This is a genomic window from Micromonospora sp. H61 (genome assembly GCF_018070325.1).
GTDB classification, from domain to species: Bacteria; Actinomycetota; Actinomycetes; order Mycobacteriales; family Micromonosporaceae; genus Micromonospora; species Micromonospora salmantinae.
In genome coordinates, this window is record NZ_JAGPXY010000066.1 from 1 (window position 1) to 22,876 (window position 22,876).

Consider the following 22,876-nt stretch of genomic DNA (forward strand, 5'->3'; position numbering starts at 1 on the left):
CCCCGGGCCGCCCCCGACTCATGACCTGGGCGGCGGCGAACGACTTCGCGTCAAAGAACGCAAACGACGTGGGCGGCCAAGTCCCGGCAGAACACCCGAGCGCTGGGTAGGCGACCTCGCAATGTGGACCGGCGAGTGGGCGTGTCACCGGACCGACGGCCACCAGTCAGCCCGTGAGCCACAGCGCGGGGGGCACCCTGTCGTGAGGTGGGCGCCGGCAACGGTAAAACTCCTCAGCCAGCTACAGAGGTTGAAACGCCAGGGTTCGGGCTGTCTCGACGGTCAGGCCGCGTTTCATCCAGCGCCAGACGCATTCGGTGGGGTTGAGGTCCGGCGCGTAGGCGGGTAACCAGATCACGGTCAGCCACGGTCGGGCGGCTATCAGGGCGTGCATGCGGTGGCTGACGTGGGTGTTCAGGTTGTCCCAGATCTGCACTACCGGTGCCTGCAGGCGTTGGTGGGCCTGATCGAGGACCACCCTGGTGAACGCGCTCGGCGACATCAGCGCCGTGCTCCGCGACGCCGGGGAAGACGTGTGGGTCGTGCCGGGCGATGAGGCGTTGCATGCGCTGACGGTCCTTGACGCCTTTGCGGTGGACTGGATTTGCCGGACGTGCTCGGTTAACCGGGCCTCGGCCCTGACTGCTGCGGGGCCGGTCAGCTGTGCTGACCGTGGTCGACGACGATGTCGACCAACTTGTCGCTGCGGGCCATGGCCGGCTGGGCTTGCACCTCCGCCCGAAATCCCGACTCGGGGGTTCTGCTAGCCCTCTGTCGGCGTACGGGTTGGTGTCCCTAACTGGGTACGGATCAACGGTTGGGGACGATCTGTTGATCGAGTGTGCTGAGGAAACCGGAGAACGCCCTATCTGTTCGGGTGCTGTCGGCAGTGGCATCGAGGTCCATGAGGAGACCGCGAATGACCGCGAGGACGAGGGTAGCGAGCTCTGGCCGATCGATGCTGCTCAAGCCTTTTTCGAGCGGCCCGAGCCAGTTAGTCGTCGCCATCCGGCGAAAATCGGGCAATAGTTGCTGCGCGGCGCTTTCCCGCCACTGCCCGAACATTCCCAAGTAAGGCTGCCCTTCGGGACCGGTTATGAACCTCCAGGCGTTCGCCAGCGTGGCGGTGTAGGGCTGATCGGGTCGTACGCGCAGCAGGTCACCGAAAGTGGCGAGCTGGCGTTGCCGCGCGTGCTCAAGAACGGCGCGCAGGAGAACGTCGCGGGTGCCGAAATGATAGATCAGCATGCGGGTGGAGGTGCCTGCGGCGGAGGCCAGTGGTTCGAGCCTGTCGGGCAGGCCGTGCTCGAGCGCGTAGTCGGTGCACGCGTCGAGCAGCCGCTTCTTGATCTCGGGTTGAGGTCGCCGTCCCACCGGCACACTTTTTCACGTAACTGTCGATACGTCTACTGTTGGTGGGACGGCAGTCATAGTGAACGCGGAGGTGGCGATGAGGGTCGTATTCGTGCACGGGGCGTGCGTGCGGGACGGCTGGTGGTGGTGGCACCGCATGACCGGATTGCTGGAGGAGCGGGGGATGGCGAGCGTGGCCCCGGCGCTCCCGAGTTGCGGAGAGGCCGGCGCGCCGGGAGGCGCCGGTGGCCCGGGGTTGACCGAAGACGTCGGCGCCGTGCGGCAGGTGCTGCAGGACAGCGACGAGCCGACCATCGTGGTCGCTCACAGCTATGGCGGCATCGTGACGGCGGCGGCGGCCGCGGACGTTGGAACGGTGCGCCACCTGCTGCTGATCTCCAGCTACCTGCCTGAGGTTGGGCAGAGCTTGTCAGACTTCGGCGACGGCACCCCCGCACCATTCCTCGACATCGACACCAACGCCGGGACGTTCGGAGTCCGCCCCGAGCTGCTTGTGGGCACATTCCTGCAGGACTGCGACGATGACGCCCAGTCCCAGGCGGCTGATCATCTCGCCCGTCAGAGCGTGCAGGTGATCGGGGAGCCGGTCGGGGCTGCCGCATGGAAGGACGTGCCCTCGACGTACCTCGTGTGCACCCGAGACGCAGGCACCCCGGTCCGATTGCAGCGCGAGTTCGCTCGCCGGGCCGGCCATGTCGTCGAGCTCGACGCGGGCCACCACCCGTTCCTGTCTCAGCCCTTCGCAGTCCGCGACCTGCTGCTGAGACTGTGAGCCGCACATTGAAGAGTGAACTGTTCGACGCGATCGTCGACGACGCTCTGCGACGCGGCCGACAAGGGCCCGCCGAGCTGGTCCGCGTGGCCAAGGAACAAGGGTTGTCCTTGACCGGTCCGGGTGGGCTGCTCAAGCAGTTGACCAAGACGGTCCTGGAAACCGCGTTGAACGAGGAGATGACCGAGCACCTCGGCTATGAGAAGCACGACCAGGCAGGCGCCGGGTCGGGCAACATTCGCAACGGCAGCCGGTCGAAGACGGTGCTGACCGACAGCACAGGCCCGGTGCAGATCGATGTGCCACGCGACCGCGGTTGGCACCTTCGAGCCCCAGATCGTCAGGAAGCGGCAGCGCCGGTTGTCGGGGGCGGGCGGCCAAGGCCCGCGGCCACTTCCCGAACGAGCTGGCCGCGTTGAAGTGCCTGTATCTGGTGACCCGGTCCCTGGACCCCACCGGAGCAGGCAGAACCCGATGGACGATGCGCTGGAAACGCCATCCCGATCGGCGGATAGCAAGCCGATCCGCCTGTGGGCCCGGACTGTCAGCCCCAGCTAGGACGTGAGCGGGAAGAACTCGTGAGGCAGGCAGGCGCCGAGCTGGCTGCCGCCCCGGGAGAGGAAGATCTCGATGTGTACGTGCGAGTTGACCGCGTTGCCGGTGGAGCCGGTGAGCCCGAGCTGGTCGCCGACACTGACCTGAGTGCCGGAGCGCACGGCGATGTCATACATGTGGGAGTAGTAGACCCGTACTGTCAGGTCGTCGGGCGTGCTGCCGCGGTAGGTGTGGCCCACCGACACCGAGGCCGCGCGCCGGTGGTCGTCGGCGCCGGCCGAGCGCAGCCACAGCAGCAGTTGCCAGATCCGGTTGACCAACCTGCGCCGTTCGGTGTCGTACGCGGAGCTGCTGTCGCTGGAGAGTAACTCCCGTACCGAGGTGAGCAGCTCGCCCACTGTGATGTGGGGGGTGACGATGCGACCCAGCCCGAACGCGCCCGAGTCGGCGTGCAGCCGATCCCGGCGGAACAGCACCGTCCCCACCGGCAGGCCACGGGCACGCACCACACCGGCTTCCAGGTCCCGGACGATCCCCGCGCGCAGCGCGTTGAAGGCTGCGGCGTTGTCGATCGGGGTGAGGTTGCGGGCGACCAATCCGGTAAGTAGCCGGGACACCTCGCTGCCACTGGACGAACGGGTGAGCACTTCGGCCGGGGCGATCTCGTCGTCGCCGTGCGCGCGCAGCAGCGCCCCCAGCTCCGTCTCCTGCGATCCCTGCCGGCCGAGCAGGCCGTACGCGATCTTGCCGAAGATGTCCTGGATGTCGTCGGACGCGCGCGCCTCGACCACCGCGCTTCCCCCCGCCAGGCGGTACGCCGCCGCATCGTCCGGGGTGGCGCGGAACCGCTCGGGAAGCTGGAACTCCTGCGGGGCGGAGAGCAGTAGCGGCAGGCCGGCGTGGCAGTTCCAGTCGACGGCGTTGTCGCCGTGGCCGGGGTAGCTCAGCCACTGCACCTGGCCGGTGGTGTGTGCGGAGATCCCGATGTCGCGGCGCCGCTCCGCCGACGAGCTGACCTTCAGGAACGAGTCCATGAACAGTTCCAGCCCGAGGTTGTGACTGTTCTTCAGCAGCCGCTCCAGCAGCAGCTCGTACCGCTGCCAGCGGCCGGTCTCGTCGGCGACCGACAGCCGATGGCTCGTCAACGACGTGAGTTCCTGGTCCATGCGCTGCAGCAGGGCGTCGCGTTCCTGGCGGGCCTCGCCGTCCCGGATTCCGCGGCGTTCGGCGTCCTGGTACGCGGCGATCCGGCTCATCGTCGCGCCGCTGAGCGTCCGGCGGAGGCTGGCGATCTCGCGGCTCGTCGTCGCGAGCTCCTGCTGTTGCTCCTGAATCTGGGGCCAGAGCACCCGCAGCTGGGCCCTGCTAGCGGATCGGGTCTCGCGGGTCTCCGCGGAGGAACCGGCTTGTCGGCGCAGCCGCTCCCGTTCCGCCCGGTCGGCGCTCAGCACCGCCTCCAGGTCGGTCCGGCGGCGGGTCAACACCCGCAGCCGCCGGTACGCCTCCAGGTCGGCCGGCATCGGTGGTGCCACCCCGGCCAACTGCGCCACCAGTTGTCGCCGCTGCCAGTCGGCCCGCCGGCCGGCGAGCATGGTGAGTTGCCGTTCCACCAGCGCCTGGTGGGTGTGCGGCACGTGGACGGTGGCGTCGACGAGGGCGCGTATTTGGGTGCTGAGCCGGTTGCGGCCCAGCCGTACCGCCCTGGTCAGGTCGCGAAACATGGCTGGCTCCGAGTCGCGGCGGCCCAACCGTTCGACGGTGATCACCACGCTGAGTGCGATCGTCCGCTCATACCAGGCAAGCAGCGCGTGCAGCCGGGTCTGGGCGGCACCCCACGCCGGTCCGTGCAGCAGCGACAGCAGCGCCGCGAGCACCATGTCGTGCGGCGCGTCGGCTGGTACGGCAACGTCCAGCTCGCTTCGGTACGCGTCCGTCGCGGTGACGACGGCGCTCACCGTACGCCGCACCTCGTCGCGGGCCGTGGGGTCCAGTAGCGCACGCACCGTAGGTGAGCTGGCGCGCCCCAGCGTGGCGGTGCCGCCGTCGGCGAGCACCGCCGCCAACGCCTGCCGCAGCGGAGACGACTCGCTCCCGCCGTCGGCACCACCACCGTCGGGCGGGTCACCGCCGCCGTCCTCACCCGCCGGGGGCAGGGTGATGCGGTACGACGGGATCACCTCACCGGTCAGTGACGCCGATGAGCCCGCCGCGTCCGGATCGAACCAGCCGGCGGCGATGCTGTCGGCCAGCAGCAGTTCCAGGAACCGTCCGAAGTCCTCGTTACCGTCCATGCTGGAGCCGAGCCGCCGGCCCCGTCACCGGGGGTCCGATTCGTCCGGCCGCCAGGTGCCGTCGTCATGCTTGGCCCAGCTTGGTAGCCCGCCTTCCGGGCGCAGTCGGACCAGTCGGGTCGGCACACGTACGCGCCAGGGCGCCCCCTCCGGCACCTCGTCGCCCGGTGCGCCGGTACGTTCCTGGATCTCCTTGACGATCGGCAGGTACTCGGGGTCGGTGATCTCCGGTGGCGGCCCGCCCTGCCACACCTGTCCGGTGCGCATGAAGTGCTCCACCGATGTCTCGAACCCCTCCCGAACCGGCAGCAGCACCCGGGCGGCACCAGAGCGTACGAACTCGGCGAACTCCGGGTCGCTGTTGTCGTACCGCACCCGGTCGAGCCAGGTGCTCTTCCGGCCCCAGAAGTACGGGTAGAACAGGAAACTCATCAGCTGCCACTCGAAGGCGTGTTCGAAGAACCGGATGTAGTTGCCCTGCTCCTCGACCACCGTCACGTCCACCTGCGGCACCCCCATCGCACCGGTCTCCACCGCGCCGAAGGCGTCGAAGTGCTGGTGCGTCAGCACCGAGATGCACGCCTTCTTCAGCTCGGTGAGCTCCAACGCCCGGTTGGCCCCCGGGTTGCGGCCGTCGATGACCACCCCGTGGTTGGCCGCCGCACGGGCCGTCGCCTCGTCGAACCGCGCCTGCTGCTCCAGGTACGCCTGCTTGATCTCGGCGTGGGTACGGATCTGCCAGTCCAGCATCGCCCGCTCCGTGCGCCGGCAGACCACCTCGATGCTGACCGCGAACAGCGGTGTTTCGTTGGCGACCATCGTGATCGGGATCGTGCCTTCCTCCAGGTCGAGGTTCGTCGACCGCAGACCGGAGTGCGACTCGTACAGGAACACCTTGCGCCCCACGGAGATGTAGATCTGGGATCCGGAGAAGCCCGCGGTGACGTGGGCCTGCACCGCGTTGTACCCCTCGGGGATGGGCAGGTCCTGGCGCTGCGACATGTCGCCGGCCTCACCGCCGCCTCCGCCCGAGGAGAACGTCACCGAGCGGGTCTCCTCGAACCGCGGCGGCGGCTGAACGCCGGTGGCGTGGTACTTGTTCGCCCAGTAGAGGTAGTCGGCTTCGGTGAGCTGGCTGGCGTCGAGTGGGAACGGCTCCGGTCGCGGTCGCCCCACTTCCCGGGTGGCGTCCTCCTCCAGCGCACCGGTGAGGAACATCGCCGGCTCCGGAATCACGAAGTCGTACATGGTGCGAGCGCCATAGCGGAACAGTTGGGCTTCGTACCACTTGTCCACCCACTGATAGACACCGACCACGTGGCCGTCCCCGTCGACGTTGTCGACGCTGTGGTCGTTGATCTCCTCCACCTCGCGGGTCACCCGCAGCGTCTCCTGGGTACGGATTCGCTCGGCGAGCCTGGTCACCGACTTGTCGACCACCTCACGGGCGTACTCGCTGGCCTTCTTCCGGGAGCTCTCGCGGGCGTTGGTGTACGCCGCCCGTGCGTTCGCCTCGATCAGCACGGCGGGGCTGACCTGGGCGCGGATCCGCAGCCCGCCCTCGACCTCCGCCTCCTCCTTGAGCACCTCGGACGCCTCGTGGCTGAGCTCGAAGCGCTCGGTGGTCTCCAGGTCGCGCTCCTCCTCCCGCTCGATTTCGCGCTCGGTCACGAAGATCTCCTCGGTGACCTCGCGACGCCGGTGGGTGCGCTGCTTGTTCTCACCTCGCAGCACGTTCTCGATGTGGGCGACCTCGCCAGGCTCGTATCCGGTGAGCTGTTGCCGCACCACCAGCAACTCACCCTCCCCGATCGGCCGTACCGTGCCGTGCGTGGTCGGCAGCGGCTGCCGGTCGCCTCCGGGGAACCGCCACAGGAACGCACCACCCAGCCCGTACGACCCGGCACGGAACATGTCGGCCAGCGCCAGTACGGTGTTCCCCGCCGTGGGGCGCAGGTCGCGTACCAACCCGGCCTTCTCCGTGTCCAGCCGAGCCACCACCTGGCTCACCGAGTCCCGCGACAGGTCCAGCCCCAGTTGACCGAGGTAACGGCGACTGGCTTCGCTGATCACCTTGACGCCGGCGTCGGAGAGCCCGAGGCGGGGGCGGTCCTGGGTGCCCGCGATGCTGATGCCAGTGCCCTTCGCGGCAGCTTTCGGCGTGGGTCGGCCGTCGTCGAGCCGTGCGCCGCCCGGCTCCTGCGGGTCGCCGTCCTGGGTGCGGAAGAACCGGGGAGCGATAGTGGTCAGCTCTCGCACGACGCTGTCGATGACCTGCCCCTGCCGCCCGACCTGCTGCAGGTCCGCAAGCGGCGGCACCGCACGTGCCGGAGGTGCGGTGGAGTTCGGCCGCTGTGGCGCCAGCTTCAGCCCGGAGAGCACCGGCAGCACCAGTGGCATGTCGAGGATCGGCAGGGTGGCCGCCGCCCGGTCGGCGCCGTTGCGGTCTACCCAGGCTTCGACGAAGCGCACCGTGCGTAGCAACCCGACCAACTCCGCCATCGCACCCGGATCGCTGGTGGACAGCAGCTTCAGCGCCAGCGCGCTGTCGGCCAACTGTTCCTTGCGTTCCCGCCACGTCGTAGCGCCGACCTGCTCGGCGTAGCCGTCACCGAGCATGTCGCGTACGGTCTGCTCCACCTGCTCCTCGGTAGGGTCCCGCAGCTCCGTCAGCCTGGTACGCAGCTCGCGCAGCTTCGGTCCGCCGGCTACCCGCTCGGCGTCGTCGACGAACCGGCTACTGGCGACGAACGCCTTCGCGCGCTCCATGACCTCGCTGCGTGACTCGTCGCCGGTGACGCTGCCCAACTCCTGCTGCAGCGGTGTGTTCGACACCGATACCGCATCGGTCTGGGGATCCGCCGCTTCGGCGTTGCGCACCAATAACATCCGAAAGACCTGTTCCATGCGGCTGGCTCCCCACCGAGCGACGTCCATGATCGATAACGGTCCGACAACATGAGATATCCACGCCGGCGCCGGCGGAAGGCCTTGGTCGGCATTCGGTCAGCGGCGGATGAGCAATCTCACGGGATGACCCTGCGGAGGATCACCTTGGCCAGGCGCCGCACCGCTACCTCCTCCCACCGTTCCCGGAGTCGGGAGAGGCACGCGGGTGACTCACCTCCCGCGTACGTCAGTCAGGGCGCTCCCGTCGCCACACGACTCCCGGCCGACGACGCTCAAGCTTCCGTCGGTCTCCAGGACGATGGCAGCAAGACGGCTCAGGTCGCCGTGTCCCTGGCTGCGCGCCGCCTGCCGTACTTCACTGTCCGAGATGCGCATCCGCCGCAGTACGTCGTGTCGCAGGACGCCGTCGCGCAGGAGCATCGTGGGTGCCGACTTGAGCAGCCGCTGCGACGGTGGCCAGCGCACGGCCAGGAACGCGGCCCCGTACTGGAGCACCACCAGCAGCGACAGAGCCAGTAGACCCTCGACAAGCGAGACGCTGCGGGAGAGCAGGATCGTCGCCAGGGTCGAGCCCAGCGCGACGGTGACCACCAGGTCGAAGGCGTTCAGCTTCGACAGGGTCCGTTTGCCGGAGACGCGCAGGAGCGCCACCAAGGCCGGATAGGTCAGTATCGCGATCAGCGTGAGACGGAGCAGATCCGAGGGGTCGTTGAGCCACATGGGACTGGTCATACCCCGCCCAGCGCGGTGTCCGCACCGTTCGGCCATCGGTGTTGGCTGCGGGCGGAGACATCGTAAGACCCGGCCGACCTCAGGCGCGGGCGCAGGCCCGCAGGGCGAATCAGCGGCGCCCGCGCCGGCCGGTCATCGCGGTAACCCGGCACCTGATCTCAGGACGGCGACCACGGCATCGTGGGCTGCAGCACGGCCTCTTGCAGTGCGACCGTGCGTAGCCGGGTCACCTGCTGGTAGGCCGGGTCGGCGACCATCGCGCAGAACGCCTGCCGGCTGGGGTACCGGACCAGCAGGACGGCGTCCCAGGCCTGACCGTCCTCGGCCACCAGCGCCCGACCGCCCGCACCGGCGTAGATCACCTCGCCGCCGTAGCGGGCTAGGAACGTGTCCCGCAGTTCGGCGGCGTAGGCCGCATAGGATTTTCGGCCTCCGTCGGCGAACCGCAGCAGGTTGAGCATGACCACGGGCGCCTGCGGGTCCTCCTCCAGGAAGTCTCGCAGGTCGCTGCCGCTGGGATCGATCGCCATCGTGCCTCCTCACCTCGGCTGGCGGGAAGCCTAGTGCGAAGGTGAGGGCTGGTCACTGCCCTGCTCGGTCGCTGGCGTGCCGGCGGTGCTCGACGTGCTGGGTGAGGCACCGGGTCGAGGGCTGGTGGTGGGCCCGCCGCCGGCCGGTGGTGACGCCGAACCGGTGCTCGGTGAGGGGTCGGTACTGGGCGAGGGGTCGGTGCTCGGCGACGACGGTGTGCTGGTGACATCTGGCTGCGCCGTCGTCGAGGGGGTGGCCGGCGACGGTGTGCCGACGCTCGGGTCCGGTGTCGGCGAAGGCGTGTCGCTGCCCTCCGGAACCGTGGGCGACTCGGAGGCGGCGGACGAACGCGGGGCGGTCACCACGTTGGTCGGGCGCCGTCCCGGTGCCGCCGTCCTGGCACCGGGAGCGGACGGCGCACCGGGCGTGACGACGGGTGACGCGATGTGGCTGACCACGCGATCGCACGGAAGGCCGTTCACGGAGAAGCCGGCCGGCGCCCTCAGGTTGTCGCCCTCGGTGGTGCCCCGCAGCGCCGCCGCGAGGGTGGCACCGGGTGCCAACTGCGTGGCCGGCGTGAAGGTCACGCTTCGGCGGTCCTGATCCCAGGGTGTGTCGTCGGTGACGAGGCGCTGCCCGGGGGGCAGCGCGAATGCCAGTGACCAGTCGCGCAGCCACTCCCCCCCGGTGTTGGTGACGGTCAGATCGGCCCGAAAGGTGCCGTCCGGCAGGTGGTAGGCGATATAGCGGGTGGCGCAGTCTCCGGCCTGGGCATCGGCGACACCGCCGGCACCGGCAGCTGGGACGTCGGTACCCGCGACATCGTCTACGGCCTTGCGGCCCGGCAGTTGACCGACGAGGACGGCGGCGAGCAGAACCGCCGGCACACCGACGGCAACCCCGGCACGAACCCTGCGGTGGCCCGCGCGGTCGGGCGTCCTGACAGGTACGGGCGGCTTCCGTCCGATGCCGGCCGGGGCACTCGAACCAGCGATGAGCTGACGGGTCGATCCGGCGGTTGCCGGCAGGTCGGCCACCGGGTCCGCCGGCCGCAGCGCCACGTCCGTACCGCCCACGGTGCGGAGCACGGCCGCCACCTCGGCAGCCGCCGGCCGGCGGTCCACGTCCGTGGCCAGGCAACGGCGCACCAGATCGGCCACGCCGGCCGGCATCTCCGGAATGGACGGAACCTCGTCGCCGCCCCGACCGCGCCGCAGGTCGTTGGCGCTTCGCCCGCTGACGCACTCGACCAACACCAGACCCAGGGCGAAGACGTCACCGGCCGGCGCCGCCGTGGCACCGGCAGCCTGTTCCGGGGCCAGGTATGCCGGTGTCCCCCAGATCAGCCCCGCCGAGTCGGCGGGGTTCTGGCCAACCCCCGCGGCGACGCCCAGGTCGACAACCTTGACCCCGCGTGGACCGAGCATCACGTTGCCGGGTTTGACGTCGCGGTGGACGAGGCCGTGGGCGTGCGCGGCGGCGAGGGCGTCCGCCACGGCGGCACCGGTCCGCGCGGCTTCGCGCCACGCCATCGGTCCCGAGCGCTGCAGGCGGCCGGCCAGCGTCTCGCCATCGACGAACTCCATGACGAGGAAGGGGACTCGCCTGCGGCGCTGCCGCTGCTCGCCGTAGTCGAAGACGCCGGCGATGTGCGGGTGGTCCAACCTCGCCGCGGCGAGCGCCTCAGCACGCAACCGCTCGCGCGCCGCCGGGTCGTCGAGCAGCTCCGAAGAGAGCATCTTCACCGCGACCGTACGCTGTAGCCGCAGGTCGAACCCGCGCCAGACCACCGCCATGCCACCCTGGCCGACCGGTTCGTCGAGCCGGTAGCGCTGCTGCAGGAGTCGCATCTGCCCCCGTCTCTCCAGTCGTCGCACGACATCGACGCGAATTCCCGACGGTGAATTCCGTTGCGTCCGTCCGGGCCGCGTTGATGTTCCCTCGACGCTCGGCCCTACCCGACCTGATCTGGACCAAAACCCTGCTCAACACGTCTTTTCAGAAGCGCCGGGGATTGTCATACGACCGTCACGGTTCCGTGGTCGTACCGCCACATCCCAGGGAACTTGTTGGATACGAGGCAGGACAGGCAGGGAGGCGGAACCGCGGATGAACAGATGGCGTGACCGGACACATCAGGCGCTGGCCGCTCTCGCGCCGGTGGTCCTCCTGGCCGTGGGCTGCAGCCACCCGACTGCGGCTCCAGCACCCCGCCCCGATCCCGAGCCGGCGACCCGGCCGGGCACGGTCGCCCGAGCCGCGGTGGGTGATCGTCTCACCGTGACCGCCGCCGTCGAGCAGGTCATCACCGACAACGCGTTCATCGTCCGCGACGCGGATCTGACCGACGGGACCCTGCTCGTGCTGTCAACAGGCCCCTCCGCGCCCGCTCCGCCGCAGTTGGTCACCGTGGTGGGCACCGTGGTCCCCTTCTCCCACCGCGACCTTGCCAACCGTTACCACCTTGGACCTGCGGGACCGTACCGGACCTTCGAAGGCGGCCGGGCGCTCGCCGCACAGGAGGTGACGATCTGGGGACGCCGGCGCGGCTGATGCAGAGGTGTCAATAACAGCATGGTCGTGTCGATCCAGGATCGACACGAAGGGGTCGTTCTCGATCGACTCAGGAGGCGTTGGAGGTCATCCGGCTGCTCTGGCAGGGCGGCCGACCGCCTCCGCGCGCTCGCCTGATCCGAGCCCGACACCGTCCAGGTGCTGTCCCGAGACACCGGCCACGGTGCGAACCCGAGCCGCGCCGCGCCGAAGGCGTGCGCCACTACGCGTACGTCGTGCGGATCGTGTGCGACGGCCACGCCGTCGCGTTTGGGACTGCCGGATCTGCGCCGAGGCGCGCGCCGATCCGCTCGCACCTACCGGCCAGCATGCTGCGACACGCAAGCGGTGCCGGCACCCGAGAGGGTGCCGGCACCGCCCGCGTTCGTCATCGCTTGGCGTCGTGCTTGGCCATCTGGGGCCGCTCGCCCTTGCCGACCTTGCGCAGGGCATCACGCAGCTGGTCCTCGGTCATCTTGGAGTTGCCCTCGATGCCCGCGTCGTGGGCCTGCTGGCGAAGATCGTGCAGCTGATCCCGGTCACCCATGTCACCCTCCCTGTGCTGCCGTGGCGCAGGCGACTCCGCGCCACCATCGCCCATCGCCTTCCCGTCGGTTGGGGGCACAAACGGCCTCAGCCGGCGCGTGCCAGGCAGTTTGTCGGGCGTTACGGACGCGAACAGGTCGAGCATTGGACTATGCCCCGGTGGCTCCGGTCCACCACGGCGGAGAGCGGGGTGCCGTCGGGGATTGCGTCGTCGAGCAGCGCCGGCCCGTCGTGGGGAGCAGAACGGGCGCGAACGCGAGAAAGCTAGTTGTCGGCGGGAGTCGCGGACGGCGCGGCCGGAATTACTGGCGATGCCGCGTCGACCACCTTGCGATTGAGGCTCACCTGCGCGGTGCCGGTGCCGCCGACCTGAATGTCGTCGTACGCCTGGAGCCGGTGATCCGCGCCGAGGTAGAGCACCGACATGACCAGGGGCATCGGTTCGTCACCTTCGAGTCCGCGCAACCCCGCCCCGCCGGTGGAACCCTGCACTGCCAGCCGGGTGGTGAGCGTGCCGGTCGGCGGCAGAGTCGTCACCTTTCGCTGGTGGGTGTGGCCTGCCAGGACGAGCGGCGTGGCACCGTTGAGCGCGGTCGCTGATGCGGGGTCGTGCACGAGGGCGATGTCCACCGGTAGGTCCAGCGAGCGGATCGTCGCGGCGAGCTGCGTTCCCGTACCCTCGACAGTCGTCGCTGGTTCCTCCCAGGGTCCTGCCTCGGCGTCCTGCTTGTCGGGGGTGAACCGGGGGTCGCCGATTCCGGCGATCGTCACTCCGGCGATCGTCGTCACGGAGTCGTCCAGGACGACGGCGTTCGGCTGGCTGGCCACCGCCGTTGCGGTTCGGGGTGAGTCGTGGTTGCCGCGGATGTAGACGTAGGGCACCCTGAGCTGGCCGACCATAGATACGTACGAGGTCTCGGGTTCGCTGCCCCAGTCGGTGATGTCTCCGGTGTCGATGACGAGGTCGATGTCGTACTGCTCGACCACGGTTTTGATCATTGGCCAGGCGGCGGGGTTCAGGTGCAGGTCCGAGACGTGCAGGATCCGGGTGGTGTCGGGCGCAGCCTGGTAGATCGGCAGGGTCGACACGGTGGTGTACAGCTCGCCGACGTTGCCGACGAGGCGTTGGAGTTGCTCGGCGTAGCGGTTGTAGTCATCGGCGATCCGTTGCGCGTCGCCGATCAGCGCCGGGGCGTTGACCAGCAGGCCCTCGTACCGGGGTTCGGCCAGCGCCTGCGGTCGTACCGTCAGGGCGGCCGTGCCGAGGGTGCCGCCGGTGACCAGCAGCGCGAGACCACCCGACCAGGCGACGCGGCGCACAGACCGGAACGCCAACCCCGCGAGCAGCATGGACGTGAGGACCGACACGCCGAGCGTACGGAGCCCGAGGCGGACCAGGGCGTCACGGAGGTCCTCAGGTGCCGTGGCGCCGGCGTGGGCGAGGCCGGCGGGGTCGTCGAGCAGAGCCTCGGTGCGTCGCTGGTCGAGTGAGTCGAGGCGGACGGTCAGTCGCGCGGGGCCGTCGTGGCTGTCGAGGAAAAGTGACCCCAGCGGGGGTATGGCGATCTCTGTGCCGCCGTGCGTCGACGGGGTCAGCTGGAAAGCGACCCGGAAGGGCCCGACGTCACTGGCGCCTCTGGCACCGAGGAGGGTGCCGATCGTGATGCCCGTGGCGGTGACGGCGACAAGCGTGACCGCCGCCAGGACACGGCCTGCCCACGGCGAGCGCATGATCTGGCGCGGCCGAACGGCCGCGTGCCTGAGGCGTTCGGCCAGGGCCGTGCGACGCGGAGGGGCCGCGTCCGGGGGCGGAGTCACGAGAGGATCCGATCTGTGGGGTAGCCGAGGGACGGCGGGGTCAGGTCGAGGGGATGCCTAGTCTTCGGCCTCTGTGCACAGCAGGCCCAGCAGTCCGGCGGCGAAGAGCTGCCGCCGGACGACGGGTGCGAGGCCTGTTCGTCCCTCAACCGACCGCGGGCTGGCGCTCGGCCAGCAAAAGTGCGATGTCGTCATGCGGTTCGCCGCCCACGTGCCGGTGCACGGCGTCCCAGACCGCGTCGAGACAGCTGTCCACCGACGGCTCGGCCAGACACGCCTTGAGCGCAGGCATCGGAAAGAAGCGCCGTTCGCTGTCACGTGCCTCGAGCAGCCCGTCGGTGAGCACCAGCAGCCGGTCACCGACGTCCCAACGGCCCACATTCTCCGGTGCCCGAGGCCCACCCAGACCCAATGGTCGATCGGGCGACACCGTCAACTCCTCCAGCTCTCCGGCGGCGCAGTGCCGCAGGATCGGCGCGGGGTGACCGCAGTTGACGGTCCGGATCTCGCCCCCGCGTAGCTCGACCAAGACGGCGGTGACGAACGTCGCGGCCCGGGGCAGGGTCGGCTCCCGAGCGACGAGGTCATCCAGGTCTCGCGCCACCTGCGTCAGGTCGGGCCGAACGATCGCCGACTGCCGGAACGCCCCCGCTACCGCCGAAGCCAGCCGCACCGCGGCGAGCCCCTTGCCGCAGACGTCACCGACGATGATCCGCAGCCGGTCCTGGTCGGCCACCACCTCGTACAGGTCGCCGCCCACGCCGGCCTCCTCGTAGGCCGAGACGTACCGGGCGGCCAGTTCCACCCCGGCTGCATACTGCGGCGGTTTGCGCAGGATCGCCGCCTGGGTGATCCGCACGATCTCGGCCATCCGGCGCAGACGCTCCTCTCGTCTCGTTCGAGCCCGCGCGACGTACACCGCCATCAGGCTGACCGTGATGACGACCGCCACCCGGAGCAGGTGATCGAGACTGCCGAGCATCCCGCTGGGCAGCCCGGCCCCCACCGCTGCCGTGGTCGCGGCGGCCGACACCGCGGCGGTGCGGCGCGGGCTTTCGACGGCAGCGGCGAACAGCGGGGCGAGGGCCAGGAAGCCAATGAGTACGGCATGGGTGGCCGCCGCGACGTCGATCAGCAGGACCACCACGATGAATCCGATGGCCAGTCGCACGCCGAGCCAGCGGGTCCACCTGCCCGGCGCCGCGTCGGCGACGGAGGAACGGGCGGCCGGCCTCCTGCCCTCGCTGCGCTCAACCGGAGGACTGGATCGCATGGCTCCGCCGATCCGGATCGTCGCCCGCCCGCGATGTCTCTGGACCAAGCTGTCGACGTAGCGCCTCCATCTCGGCGCGCAGGACAGCGATGTCGTCGGCGGTCGCCGGTGCGGTTCCGCCCTTCTGGGAGACCCGATCCACGATCCAGGTTGCCAGTGAGCCGGTGACGAAACCGATCAGGCCGATGCCCCCGATCATGAGCCCCAAGGCGACGAACCGACCCGTCCCGGTGACCGGGTAGTGATCACCGTAGCCGACGGTCGTGATGGTCACCGTCGCCCACCACAGAGCGTCATCGAATGACGTGATGTTGCTGTCGGCTGCGGACCGCTCGGCGTCCAGCACCGCCAGCGCGGACACCAGCACCAGCAGCATGGTGGTGGCGCCCACGTAGACGGCGAGCCGGCCACGTGCCCACGACTCCGCGCGTCTGCTCAGGCTCAGCACCACGGTGATCAGTCGCAGGGCACGCAGCGGGCGCAGGACGGGGAGCACCAGAACCGCGAGGTCGAAGAGGTGATCCCGCAGGAACCGCCCCCGGGCTCTGGTCAGGCTGAGCCGCACCACGAAGTCGACCCAGAACATCAGCCAGATGAGAACAGTTGTCGCCTCGCACACCCGGAGCCAGGATTCCGCCAGGCCGGGCCGCAGGATCGGCGCCGCGTAGACCACGAGAAACAAGACCGACAGGACGGTCAACGGCAGTGCCGTCACCCTCTCCCACCGCGCGCCCGCATCGGTGGGCAACGCTTCAGTCCTCATCTGCATGAACGGCCCCGCCTGAACGGTTATGCGTGCACCCGTGCAATCATTTCTGGGTGGAACTGTACGTGGAAGGCGGCACTGCGTCGAGCGCAGCTGACGACCAGCTGGTTGACGGCCTGTCCGCGCTCGCCCGCACCTTGGTAGGCATCACCGCCCGAACCCTGGGGTCGGTGGACGCCGAGGTCACCCTGCCGCAGTACCGGACACTGGTCATTCTCGCGTCACGCGCTCCGCTGCGCACCGTGGATCTCGCGTCCCTGTTGGGCGTACACCCGTCGACGGCGACGAGAACATGCAATCGCCTGGTACGGCGGGAATTGGTGACCCGCCGTCAACAACCCGATGACCGGCGGGTCGCCTGGTTGAGCCTCACCGAAGGCGGCAAACGGCTCGTGGGCGATGTCATGCGACGCCGGACCGCTGAAATCCGGCGTCTCCTGAACGTCGCCGACTCCGGACGCCGGCGGACGCCCGCCGAGCTGATCAATTCCCTGGTGATCGCCGCCGGAGAGCCGACGGAAGAGGTGTGGTGGCGGCACTGGGAACAGTCAGCGCCGGCACCTGATGACGCGAGGCGTCGAACAGGTACCGTTACACCCTGACGATACCTGCAGTCATGCAGGTATCTTGGCAACCGTAACCCTTAGGCGTCAGCTCAGGGAGGTGGCAGAAGCTCGTGTTCAGCATCCGGTCCTCCGGTGCAGGGCTCGCGCCGCGGACCCTCCACCTTGCCGGAGAACTGGACATGGCCGTTTCCGGCCATCTGCGCGAAGCCGTGGAGCGCACGCTCGCGGCGACCTCAACGCAGTGGCTGATCGTCGATCTTCAGGACACCACGCTGATCGACTCCGGTGCGGTGAAAGAGTTTGTCGATGTCCACCGGTTCGCCGCCCGGCAGGGACGGGTCCTGATCCTGCGTAACGCCCACGGAATCGTCGCCGAGGTGCTTCGGGTCACCGGGGTGGCGGCCACGCTCGGGCGTCCCGCCAACCGGCCGACCGGCACGATCTACGGCTCACCGACCGGCAGATGACATTGCCGTGCCACCAATGAGATGGACCATCCTGCGTGACTTCGACGGTGGTAGCACCCGCATCACCCTCGCCGGCGGCCTCACCCCAGAAGCGGAACCACATCTTGCCGCCCTGCTGCTCGCGGGCGCCCTGGACGCCCCGCTGACCCTCGTGGTCGACTTGGACACGCTCACGACGTCGGACGTCGCCCCGATCGGCACGTTCCTCGCCCGGTGGGCCGCCGACCGCTCCGACGGACCGGAGCTGACGGTGTCGGCCAATCCGCTGACTCCCCCGGGACGCCTGCTCCGCGCCACACTCGGTCAGCACGCGATCCTCGGAAGGGCTCTGCTCGACCACCCCGCCAAGCGTGCGTCGATCTCTCCGTACCGCGCGCACCTGCGACTGCCCCCCGACCCGCACTCGCCCGCCGCTGCCCGCGGGCTCGTCGCCCGGCAGTGTCACGCCTGGGGTTTGGACGCGGTGGCCGACCAAGCGATGGTCATCGCGTCGGAGCTGGTCAGCAACGCCGTCCAACACGCCGGCACCGACATGGATATCACCGTCTCCGCAGTGGCGGGATCGCTGAGAATCAGCGTCCGGGACCGCGAGGGCGACACACCCGACTCCACCACCCCGGCCCTCCCTCGTCAGGTCACCGAAGGTGGTCGTGGCCTTCCGATCATCGCCGCCCTCACCACACACTGGGGCTTCTTCGCCTTCGGCGACGGCAAGACCGTCTGGGCCGCGATCGACAGCCCCAACGGATCACCAGCCGGCAGACGGGCTGCCCCGATCTAGCGGCAGGGCCGCACCGGCCGGTGGACCCGGTGTAGCACGCCGAAGCAGGCTGGCGCCTCCCGCGACTCGCCGCTGTCACCTCGTCGGTCGACGACTGCATCAAGATGAAGTCACGATCATCAGCGCAACGACGTGAAACACCTTGTCGCCCGCGGCAATGCCCGACCCCGAGGAGCAGTAGCCCGTAGATGACGGAGGCGAAGCCCTCCGGCCCAACCACATGCGGCGGCCTGTTTTCTGGCGCCGAGCCCGGAGCGCAGGAACGAGATCCACAACGCAACCGGGCGGACCACGAAGATGGTCAGCATCGCAAATGCCCAGCCGGCCCACGTGATCTCGCCGAGGAACCGAACCGCACCCGATCAGCGCGCCGAAGACCAGCAACGCGGCAAGTATCAACAGCTCGCCGATGTCTCTTCCCGAAATGCTCGAACGCCGTCCGCCCCCTCGGCCCGAACGTGGCGCCCGCAGCGAACGCCGCCACGAACAGCTTCCAAGCAAGGGGGGCGGTCCACCGTAGGCACCTCGAACGGCGGGTAGCGCCCCGAAGCGATCGCACAACCGGCGCGAGTAAGGCATCTTGGCATAAGACGCCGTAACAGTGGCCCCTTGGTGCCGGACAATGCCCTAGTTGAAGACGTCAACACACGTCCAGCGGGCGACTTGTCTCGCACCAACTGCTCCGAGTGCCACGCCTTCGGCGGCGGCGCTCTGTCTCGCCCCTGCCACACGTTCCGGTTCCTCATCACCGACAACACCAGAACCATCTTCGGCCCCGCAACGCGCGCCTACCCCAAGGAGGTTGACGACAACTTTTTCTTGCCACCTCGGACTGCCAGACACCCGTCGGCCCGACTTTCTGTGAGCCCTTCGATCACCAGGATTCGAGCGCCGGGCCAAGCAGCGAAACTGGAGGTCAACGCATGAACCGCCAGAACGTCGCCGAGTTCCACGGCGGGCCGCTGGACGGAACCCGTCGACTTCAGTCCGAACTCCCGTCGGTATACGTGGAGCCAATAAAGGAACCAACGACGGCTTCACCCGCGACGACGACCGGCACGCCGCAACGCGCAATGGTGTACATGCTTCGGGGCGATCCCACCACCGGTCGTCCGGGTCCCGACGCCGACGGCCTCTATCAGTACGACTTCCGGGGCTACAGGTTCACGGGGTGAGCGAAACCCATTCACCTCCCCTGCCGTTTGGCACGACGGGTAGCCATGATCATCGCCACGCCTCGCCACGTGCACAGATGCTTCTCGGCGCGACCAACCGGCCTAAAAAGACGGGCACCGCTCCCGCTGGTGACCGGCTGCCGCCGCCCCTGCTCGCTGGCCGCCAAACTGCCCTAACCGTTCAGCACCGTTCGTCCGCGCCACCTCAAACTGGGGCGAACTGTCGGCACGATTCGTCGTGCCCGTACGCGCCGCCCGACAGGTCAAGGACCAAGTCACCCGACGAGCACTGGACCGCTTCGCGGAAAACGCCATCAACGTGGCATCGGTGACCCAGAGCATCACCATCCACCCACCGCAACCGCTGGAAACAGTCACCGCCGTTGCGGCCGACGGCCAGTAAGGAGCCACGCCTCGTGAGCCGGCCCCGCACTATGTCTTCCCGGCTGTCCGACGTACGGGAGGGCTTCTGGCTGGTGCCAGCGACCTTCTCGGTTAGCGCCCTGGCGGCGGCGATCGGACTGACGGCACTGGAGTTGCAACTGAACCTCCCCGTCGAGGGGATTGTGCCCAGCGGGCCTGCCGGCGCGCGATCGTTGCTCTCCTCGATCATCACCGCGATGATCTCCTTCACCGCCCTGGTCTTCTCCATCACGGTCGTGGCCCTGCAGCTGGCAAGCAGCCAGTACTCCCCCAGGGTCCTACGAACCTTCCTGCAGGACCGGATCATCCAGGCGACGCTCGGTACGTTCGTCGCCACCTTCCTGTTCGCGATGGTGGTGCTGGCCGCGCTCCCGGCCAGGGACGACCAACGGTTGCCGGAGTTGTCCCTCGCGGTGTCGATAGCCCTTGTCCTCTGCAGCAGCGGCACCTTCATCTACTACCTGCACCACATCACGACCGTGATGCGCGTGTCGCACATCATCGGCTCCATCGGGGCGCAGACACGGCGGTCCATCGCCCGCCTCCCCCCGCCCGATGAGTTGCCGGCAGTGTTCGGCAAGGTCACACAAACCGTGCCAGCCACAACACCCGGCATGGTTAACAACACCGACATCGCCCTGCTCGCGCGGCTCGCCCGCGAGTACGACTGCGCCATCAGCATCGTTCCCACACCAGGCGACTTCGTTGTCGCCGGCGCGCCGCTGCTACGCGTGCATCAAGTCGCCGGCAGTACACCTCGCCCAGTGCCGACCGACCGAGCCGAGCAGTGCGTGATCATCAGCGTGGAACGCACCCCGGGACAGGACCTCGGCTTCGGGTTCCGGCAACTCGCCGACATCGCCGAACGTGCGCTGTCCCCGGCAGTCAACGACGTCACCACCGCCGTTCGGGCCCTGCAGGAGTCACACGACCTCCTCCGCAGGCTGGCCACCCGGCCCGGCCCGACCCACACCGTCCGCGACGACGATGGCACCGTCCGCGCCCAGGTCAACGGCACCTCATACGAGGCCCTCCTGGCCATGACGATCGACGACATCCGACTCGTCGCCCGCCAACAGCCTCGCGTCAGGCGACTGCTGGACACTGTCGTCCGCGACTTGGCGGCCGTTGCGCTTCCCGTCCACCAATCGGCCATCAACCGGCGGCTGTCGCAATCCGGCAACAGTCACTGACAACCATCCGGACGCCACGACGCCATGGCCATCGTTTTTGCCGGGTTCGCCCAACCCGCGCGGCGAAGGGTGCCGGCCGGGCGCGGTCCGGCTGCTCCCACTCACCTGCCGATCGCCGAACATCACCGGCCCCCGGAAGACTGCCGGGATGAGTCAGCAGCTCCCCGAGGCCGTACGCCGGCTCACGAGGCCGCTTCCTTGCGTGCACGCTCAGCACTGAGGAAGAAGGCGCCGAGTGCCCCGGCCAGAGTGCCGAAGACGACCACCGAGTAGACCGCGAGCACCAGTTCGATGACCTGGGCGAACGGATCGCTGGCGTCGAGCGGTTCACCGGTGATGGTGGTCAGAGCGACGTCGTGTAGCGCCTGGCCGTATGACCGGTAAGAGTTGGTGAAGACCAGCAGCTGTCCGACACTGAGGATGATCGTCGTGGTGATGATCGCCAGCCAGGCGAGCCGGTCGGTCAACAATCGGCCGGCAGAGCGGGAGCCTCGAACGGCGGCGGTGATGACATCGGGAATGCCTACCTGCCGATCGACGGTGGGCCAAAGACGGCCCAGAACGACTTCCAGCACGCCCGCGCGCTCGGCGGAGATAGTCGCGTGCCGGCTCAGCTCGCTTCAGGAGCGGGTTCCGGAACTGCTCGACTGGAGCTACGGCCTGGGGTTAGAAGAAGATCGCGGATGACTGGTCGCGGTACCCTTCCCCTACTCAAGGCGTCTGCCGCTATCGGATCACGTCGGCCTTGGCTGACCGTGTTGGCTGTACGAATGGCTGTACGGCTGCGAAATGCTGCCATGACATGGCGGGAGGTTCGGTGGCGCTGAACAAGCGAGGCAGTAGGCCGATCGTTGTCGATGGCAAGGGTTGGCGGCCTGGTCCCGGCGGTCTCTCGTGGCCCCGGCTGGTCCCCGCCGCCCTGGCCCAATGGCACGCTAATGGCACACCGCAAACCCTGCCTCTGGACGACGGATCGACATGATGTTGAAGCGTGACCTCGGCAGATGAACTGCCTCTCCTTGAGGCGCTCCTCGATGCGTTCGACCGGCTATTCGACCGACGGGCCACCGTGGTCGATGTGCATGCGCTGCTCTGCGCCATGACCCGAGCTCTGGCCGACTCGGCCATCCGTCAAGGACGTGGCAGCCGCCGAGTCGGCACTGGAGGGGATCATGAGATCAGGCCGAGGGTTGGCTGAGGCTGTTGAGCAGGCGCTTGACGCGGTGGATCCACTGAGGCGCCGCATTGCCGACCGGTTGTAGCTCTTTAAGGCGGCTATGCAATCTTGGCTAGCGTGCGATGGGTGCCCAGCGATGCTCGGCGTCGGGTCGTCTTCATCTGTGTGGCCGGCGTCCCCAACCCGCAGTTGGCCTACGCTCCAGCGTCCGCGTCATACGGGCCGTACGGTGACGAATCGCAGCAGCAGGAACATGCCCCCCAACACGATGGCACCCAAGCAGGGGAGAGGCTCGTCGCGGAAAAGCACGACGCCGACGGCGACGAAGACAGCGCTGGTAGGCATAAGCAGCAGGTCACGGCGTGTGAAGCCGAACCGTTCCTCGTACACCCCGCCCGACGCGATCATGCTGCCGCCGCCGACCTTGCCGCGAGCCAACGGCATCCTGGGTCGCTGAGTGACGGTGACGTAGGCGAAGGCTCCGAGCCAGCCGGCGACCGCGAAGCTGACCACGCCGTCCCATGGGAACGGCAGCCCGGCAAGGACCAGCCGGTACAGCAGCAGGTAAGCAACGATCGTCACCGCCAGAGCGACGCCAAGCGCCCACCAGCGATGCCGCGGACGGACCACCGCCTGCCACCACAACAGAACCAGCGGGCCGCCCGGAGCCAGCACCACCGGACGCATCCACAGCTCCGGGTCACTGCCCCTCACCACTCCGACCACAACGACGACGCCAAGCATGAGGACCGTCGCGAGAGGCGGCCCCAGGATCGCCCAGCGAAGGCGCAGGAGATTCGCATCGTCCGGCACGCAGGCACCGAACGGGAGACCGCACCGGACATCTCGCGACAGGGGTGATCAACCTGATCATGCACTCCGAAGGCGACGGCACGCTGGCCACGGCCATCGGCCCGAAGCTGCGTTAACTGTTGCTGCGTTAACTGCACCTGTGGCCAACACCGCGGGCGTC

General features: G+C 68.8%; 21 protein-coding genes and 2 pseudogenes. 9 read left to right on the top strand and 14 right to left on the bottom strand.

Translation table 11 applies throughout. The features are described 5' to 3' along the window. Positions 1-241: 241 nt before the first annotated feature. Both KBX08_RS25870 and KBX08_RS25875 read right to left on the bottom strand, forming a co-directional pair. Entirely contained in the window at positions 242-502 is a 261-nt protein-coding gene (locus KBX08_RS25870) for a transposase (RefSeq protein ID WP_210785960.1), read from the bottom strand. A 308-nt stretch (positions 503-810) separates the two neighbouring features. Further along, entirely contained in the window at positions 811-1,374 is a 564-nt protein-coding gene (locus tag KBX08_RS25875) for a TetR/AcrR family transcriptional regulator (protein ID WP_210785961.1), read from the bottom strand. A gap of 136 nt (positions 1,375-1,510) precedes the next feature. On the opposite strand from KBX08_RS25875, the gene KBX08_RS25880 reads away from it, so the two are divergent. Both KBX08_RS25880 and KBX08_RS25885 read left to right on the top strand, forming a co-directional pair. After that, complete coding sequence (locus KBX08_RS25880; RefSeq protein ID WP_238688330.1) at positions 1,511-2,146, top strand: alpha/beta fold hydrolase; 636 nt, start codon at positions 1,511-1,513, stop codon at positions 2,144-2,146. Beyond that, positions 2,143-2,515 (top strand): annotated as a pseudogene (locus KBX08_RS25885) (transposase); the annotation flags it as partial. The gene KBX08_RS25880 and the pseudogene KBX08_RS25885, both read left to right, overlap by 4 nt. Positions 2,516-2,700: 185 nt before the next feature. Here the strand turns inward: KBX08_RS25885 and KBX08_RS25890 are convergent. From KBX08_RS25890 to KBX08_RS25910, 5 genes are all read right to left on the bottom strand, one after another. Beyond that, the gene (locus tag KBX08_RS25890; RefSeq protein WP_210785962.1) at positions 2,701-4,992 is read right to left on the bottom strand and encodes a M23 family metallopeptidase; all 2,292 of its coding nucleotides are present in this window, start codon (positions 4,990-4,992) and stop codon (positions 2,701-2,703) included. 24 nt (positions 4,993-5,016) lie between these two features. Continuing rightward, positions 5,017-7,827, bottom strand: coding sequence for a hypothetical protein (locus tag KBX08_RS25895; protein ID WP_210785963.1), 2,811 nt, complete (start codon positions 7,825-7,827; stop codon positions 5,017-5,019). Positions 7,828-8,112: 285 nt separating this feature from the next. Next, entirely contained in the window at positions 8,113-8,634 is a 522-nt protein-coding gene (locus KBX08_RS25900; RefSeq protein WP_238688327.1) for a DUF421 domain-containing protein, read from the bottom strand. Positions 8,635-8,792: 158 nt separating this feature from the next. Then, positions 8,793-9,164 (bottom strand): DUF1330 domain-containing protein, encoded by a 372-nt coding sequence (locus KBX08_RS25905; RefSeq protein ID WP_210785964.1) that lies wholly within the window; start codon positions 9,162-9,164, stop codon positions 8,793-8,795. A 30-nt stretch (positions 9,165-9,194) separates the two neighbouring features. Beyond that, the gene (locus KBX08_RS25910) at positions 9,195-11,015 is read right to left on the bottom strand and encodes a serine/threonine-protein kinase (protein ID WP_210785965.1); all 1,821 of its coding nucleotides are present in this window, start codon (positions 11,013-11,015) and stop codon (positions 9,195-9,197) included. Between the two features lie 259 nt (positions 11,016-11,274). Here KBX08_RS25910 and KBX08_RS25915 point away from each other — a divergent pair, with 259 nt between their 5' ends. Next, on the top strand, positions 11,275-11,718 hold the full coding sequence (locus KBX08_RS25915) for a hypothetical protein (protein ID WP_210785966.1): 444 nt from the start codon (positions 11,275-11,277) through the stop codon (positions 11,716-11,718). Positions 11,719-12,106: 388 nt separating this feature from the next. On the opposite strand, the gene KBX08_RS25920 is transcribed toward KBX08_RS25915, so the two are convergent. The 4 genes from KBX08_RS25920 to KBX08_RS25935 form a co-directional block, all read right to left on the bottom strand. Next, entirely contained in the window at positions 12,107-12,265 is a 159-nt protein-coding gene (locus KBX08_RS25920) for a hypothetical protein (RefSeq protein ID WP_167362477.1), read from the bottom strand. 263 nt (positions 12,266-12,528) lie between these two features. Then, positions 12,529-13,995 carry a metallophosphoesterase gene (locus KBX08_RS25925; RefSeq protein ID WP_210785983.1) on the bottom strand — a complete coding sequence of 489 codons (1,467 nt, stop codon included), beginning with the start codon at positions 13,993-13,995 and terminating at the stop codon, positions 12,529-12,531. Positions 13,996-14,227: 232 nt separating this feature from the next. After that, positions 14,228-15,355 (bottom strand): PP2C family protein-serine/threonine phosphatase, encoded by a 1,128-nt coding sequence (locus KBX08_RS25930; protein WP_210785967.1) that lies wholly within the window; start codon positions 15,353-15,355, stop codon positions 14,228-14,230. Continuing rightward, on the bottom strand, positions 15,333-16,124 hold the full coding sequence (locus tag KBX08_RS25935; protein ID WP_210785968.1) for a potassium channel family protein: 792 nt from the start codon (positions 16,122-16,124) through the stop codon (positions 15,333-15,335). Before KBX08_RS25935 ends, KBX08_RS25930 begins: the two co-directional genes overlap by 23 nt. A gap of 50 nt (positions 16,125-16,174) precedes the next feature. Here KBX08_RS25935 and KBX08_RS25940 point away from each other — a divergent pair, with 50 nt between their 5' ends. From KBX08_RS25940 to KBX08_RS25950, 3 genes are all read left to right on the top strand, one after another. Beyond that, positions 16,175-16,723, top strand: a complete 549-nt coding sequence (locus KBX08_RS25940; RefSeq protein WP_210785969.1) for a MarR family transcriptional regulator — start codon at positions 16,175-16,177, stop codon at positions 16,721-16,723. Positions 16,724-16,797: 74 nt separating this feature from the next. Further along, the gene (locus tag KBX08_RS25945; protein ID WP_210785970.1) at positions 16,798-17,154 is read left to right on the top strand and encodes an STAS domain-containing protein; all 357 of its coding nucleotides are present in this window, start codon (positions 16,798-16,800) and stop codon (positions 17,152-17,154) included. A gap of 16 nt (positions 17,155-17,170) precedes the next feature. Next, a complete protein-coding gene (locus KBX08_RS25950; protein WP_210785971.1) occupies positions 17,171-17,935 on the top strand; it encodes an ATP-binding protein in 765 nt (254 codons plus the stop codon). A 70-nt stretch (positions 17,936-18,005) separates the two neighbouring features. On the opposite strand, the pseudogene KBX08_RS34050 reads toward KBX08_RS25950, so the two are convergent. Continuing rightward, positions 18,006-18,425, bottom strand: a pseudogene (locus tag KBX08_RS34050) (sodium:proton antiporter); the annotation flags it as partial. A gap of 433 nt (positions 18,426-18,858) precedes the next feature. Between KBX08_RS34050 and KBX08_RS25955 the strand changes: the two are divergent. From KBX08_RS25955 to KBX08_RS25965, 3 genes are all read left to right on the top strand, one after another. Then, positions 18,859-19,110, top strand: coding sequence for a hypothetical protein (locus KBX08_RS25955; RefSeq protein WP_210785972.1), 252 nt, complete (start codon positions 18,859-18,861; stop codon positions 19,108-19,110). Between the two features lie 238 nt (positions 19,111-19,348). Beyond that, positions 19,349-19,513 (top strand): hypothetical protein, encoded by a 165-nt coding sequence (locus KBX08_RS25960; RefSeq protein WP_210785973.1) that lies wholly within the window; start codon positions 19,349-19,351, stop codon positions 19,511-19,513. Positions 19,514-19,526: 13 nt separating this feature from the next. Next, on the top strand, positions 19,527-20,726 hold the full coding sequence (locus KBX08_RS25965; protein WP_210785974.1) for a DUF2254 domain-containing protein: 1,200 nt from the start codon (positions 19,527-19,529) through the stop codon (positions 20,724-20,726). Positions 20,727-20,908: 182 nt separating this feature from the next. On the opposite strand, the gene KBX08_RS25970 is transcribed toward KBX08_RS25965, so the two are convergent. Next, entirely contained in the window at positions 20,909-21,301 is a 393-nt protein-coding gene (locus KBX08_RS25970) for a hypothetical protein (protein WP_210785975.1), read from the bottom strand. An 815-nt stretch (positions 21,302-22,116) separates the two neighbouring features. After that, complete coding sequence (locus KBX08_RS25975; protein ID WP_210785976.1) at positions 22,117-22,716, bottom strand: hypothetical protein; 600 nt, start codon at positions 22,714-22,716, stop codon at positions 22,117-22,119. Positions 22,717-22,876 lie beyond the last annotated feature (160 nt).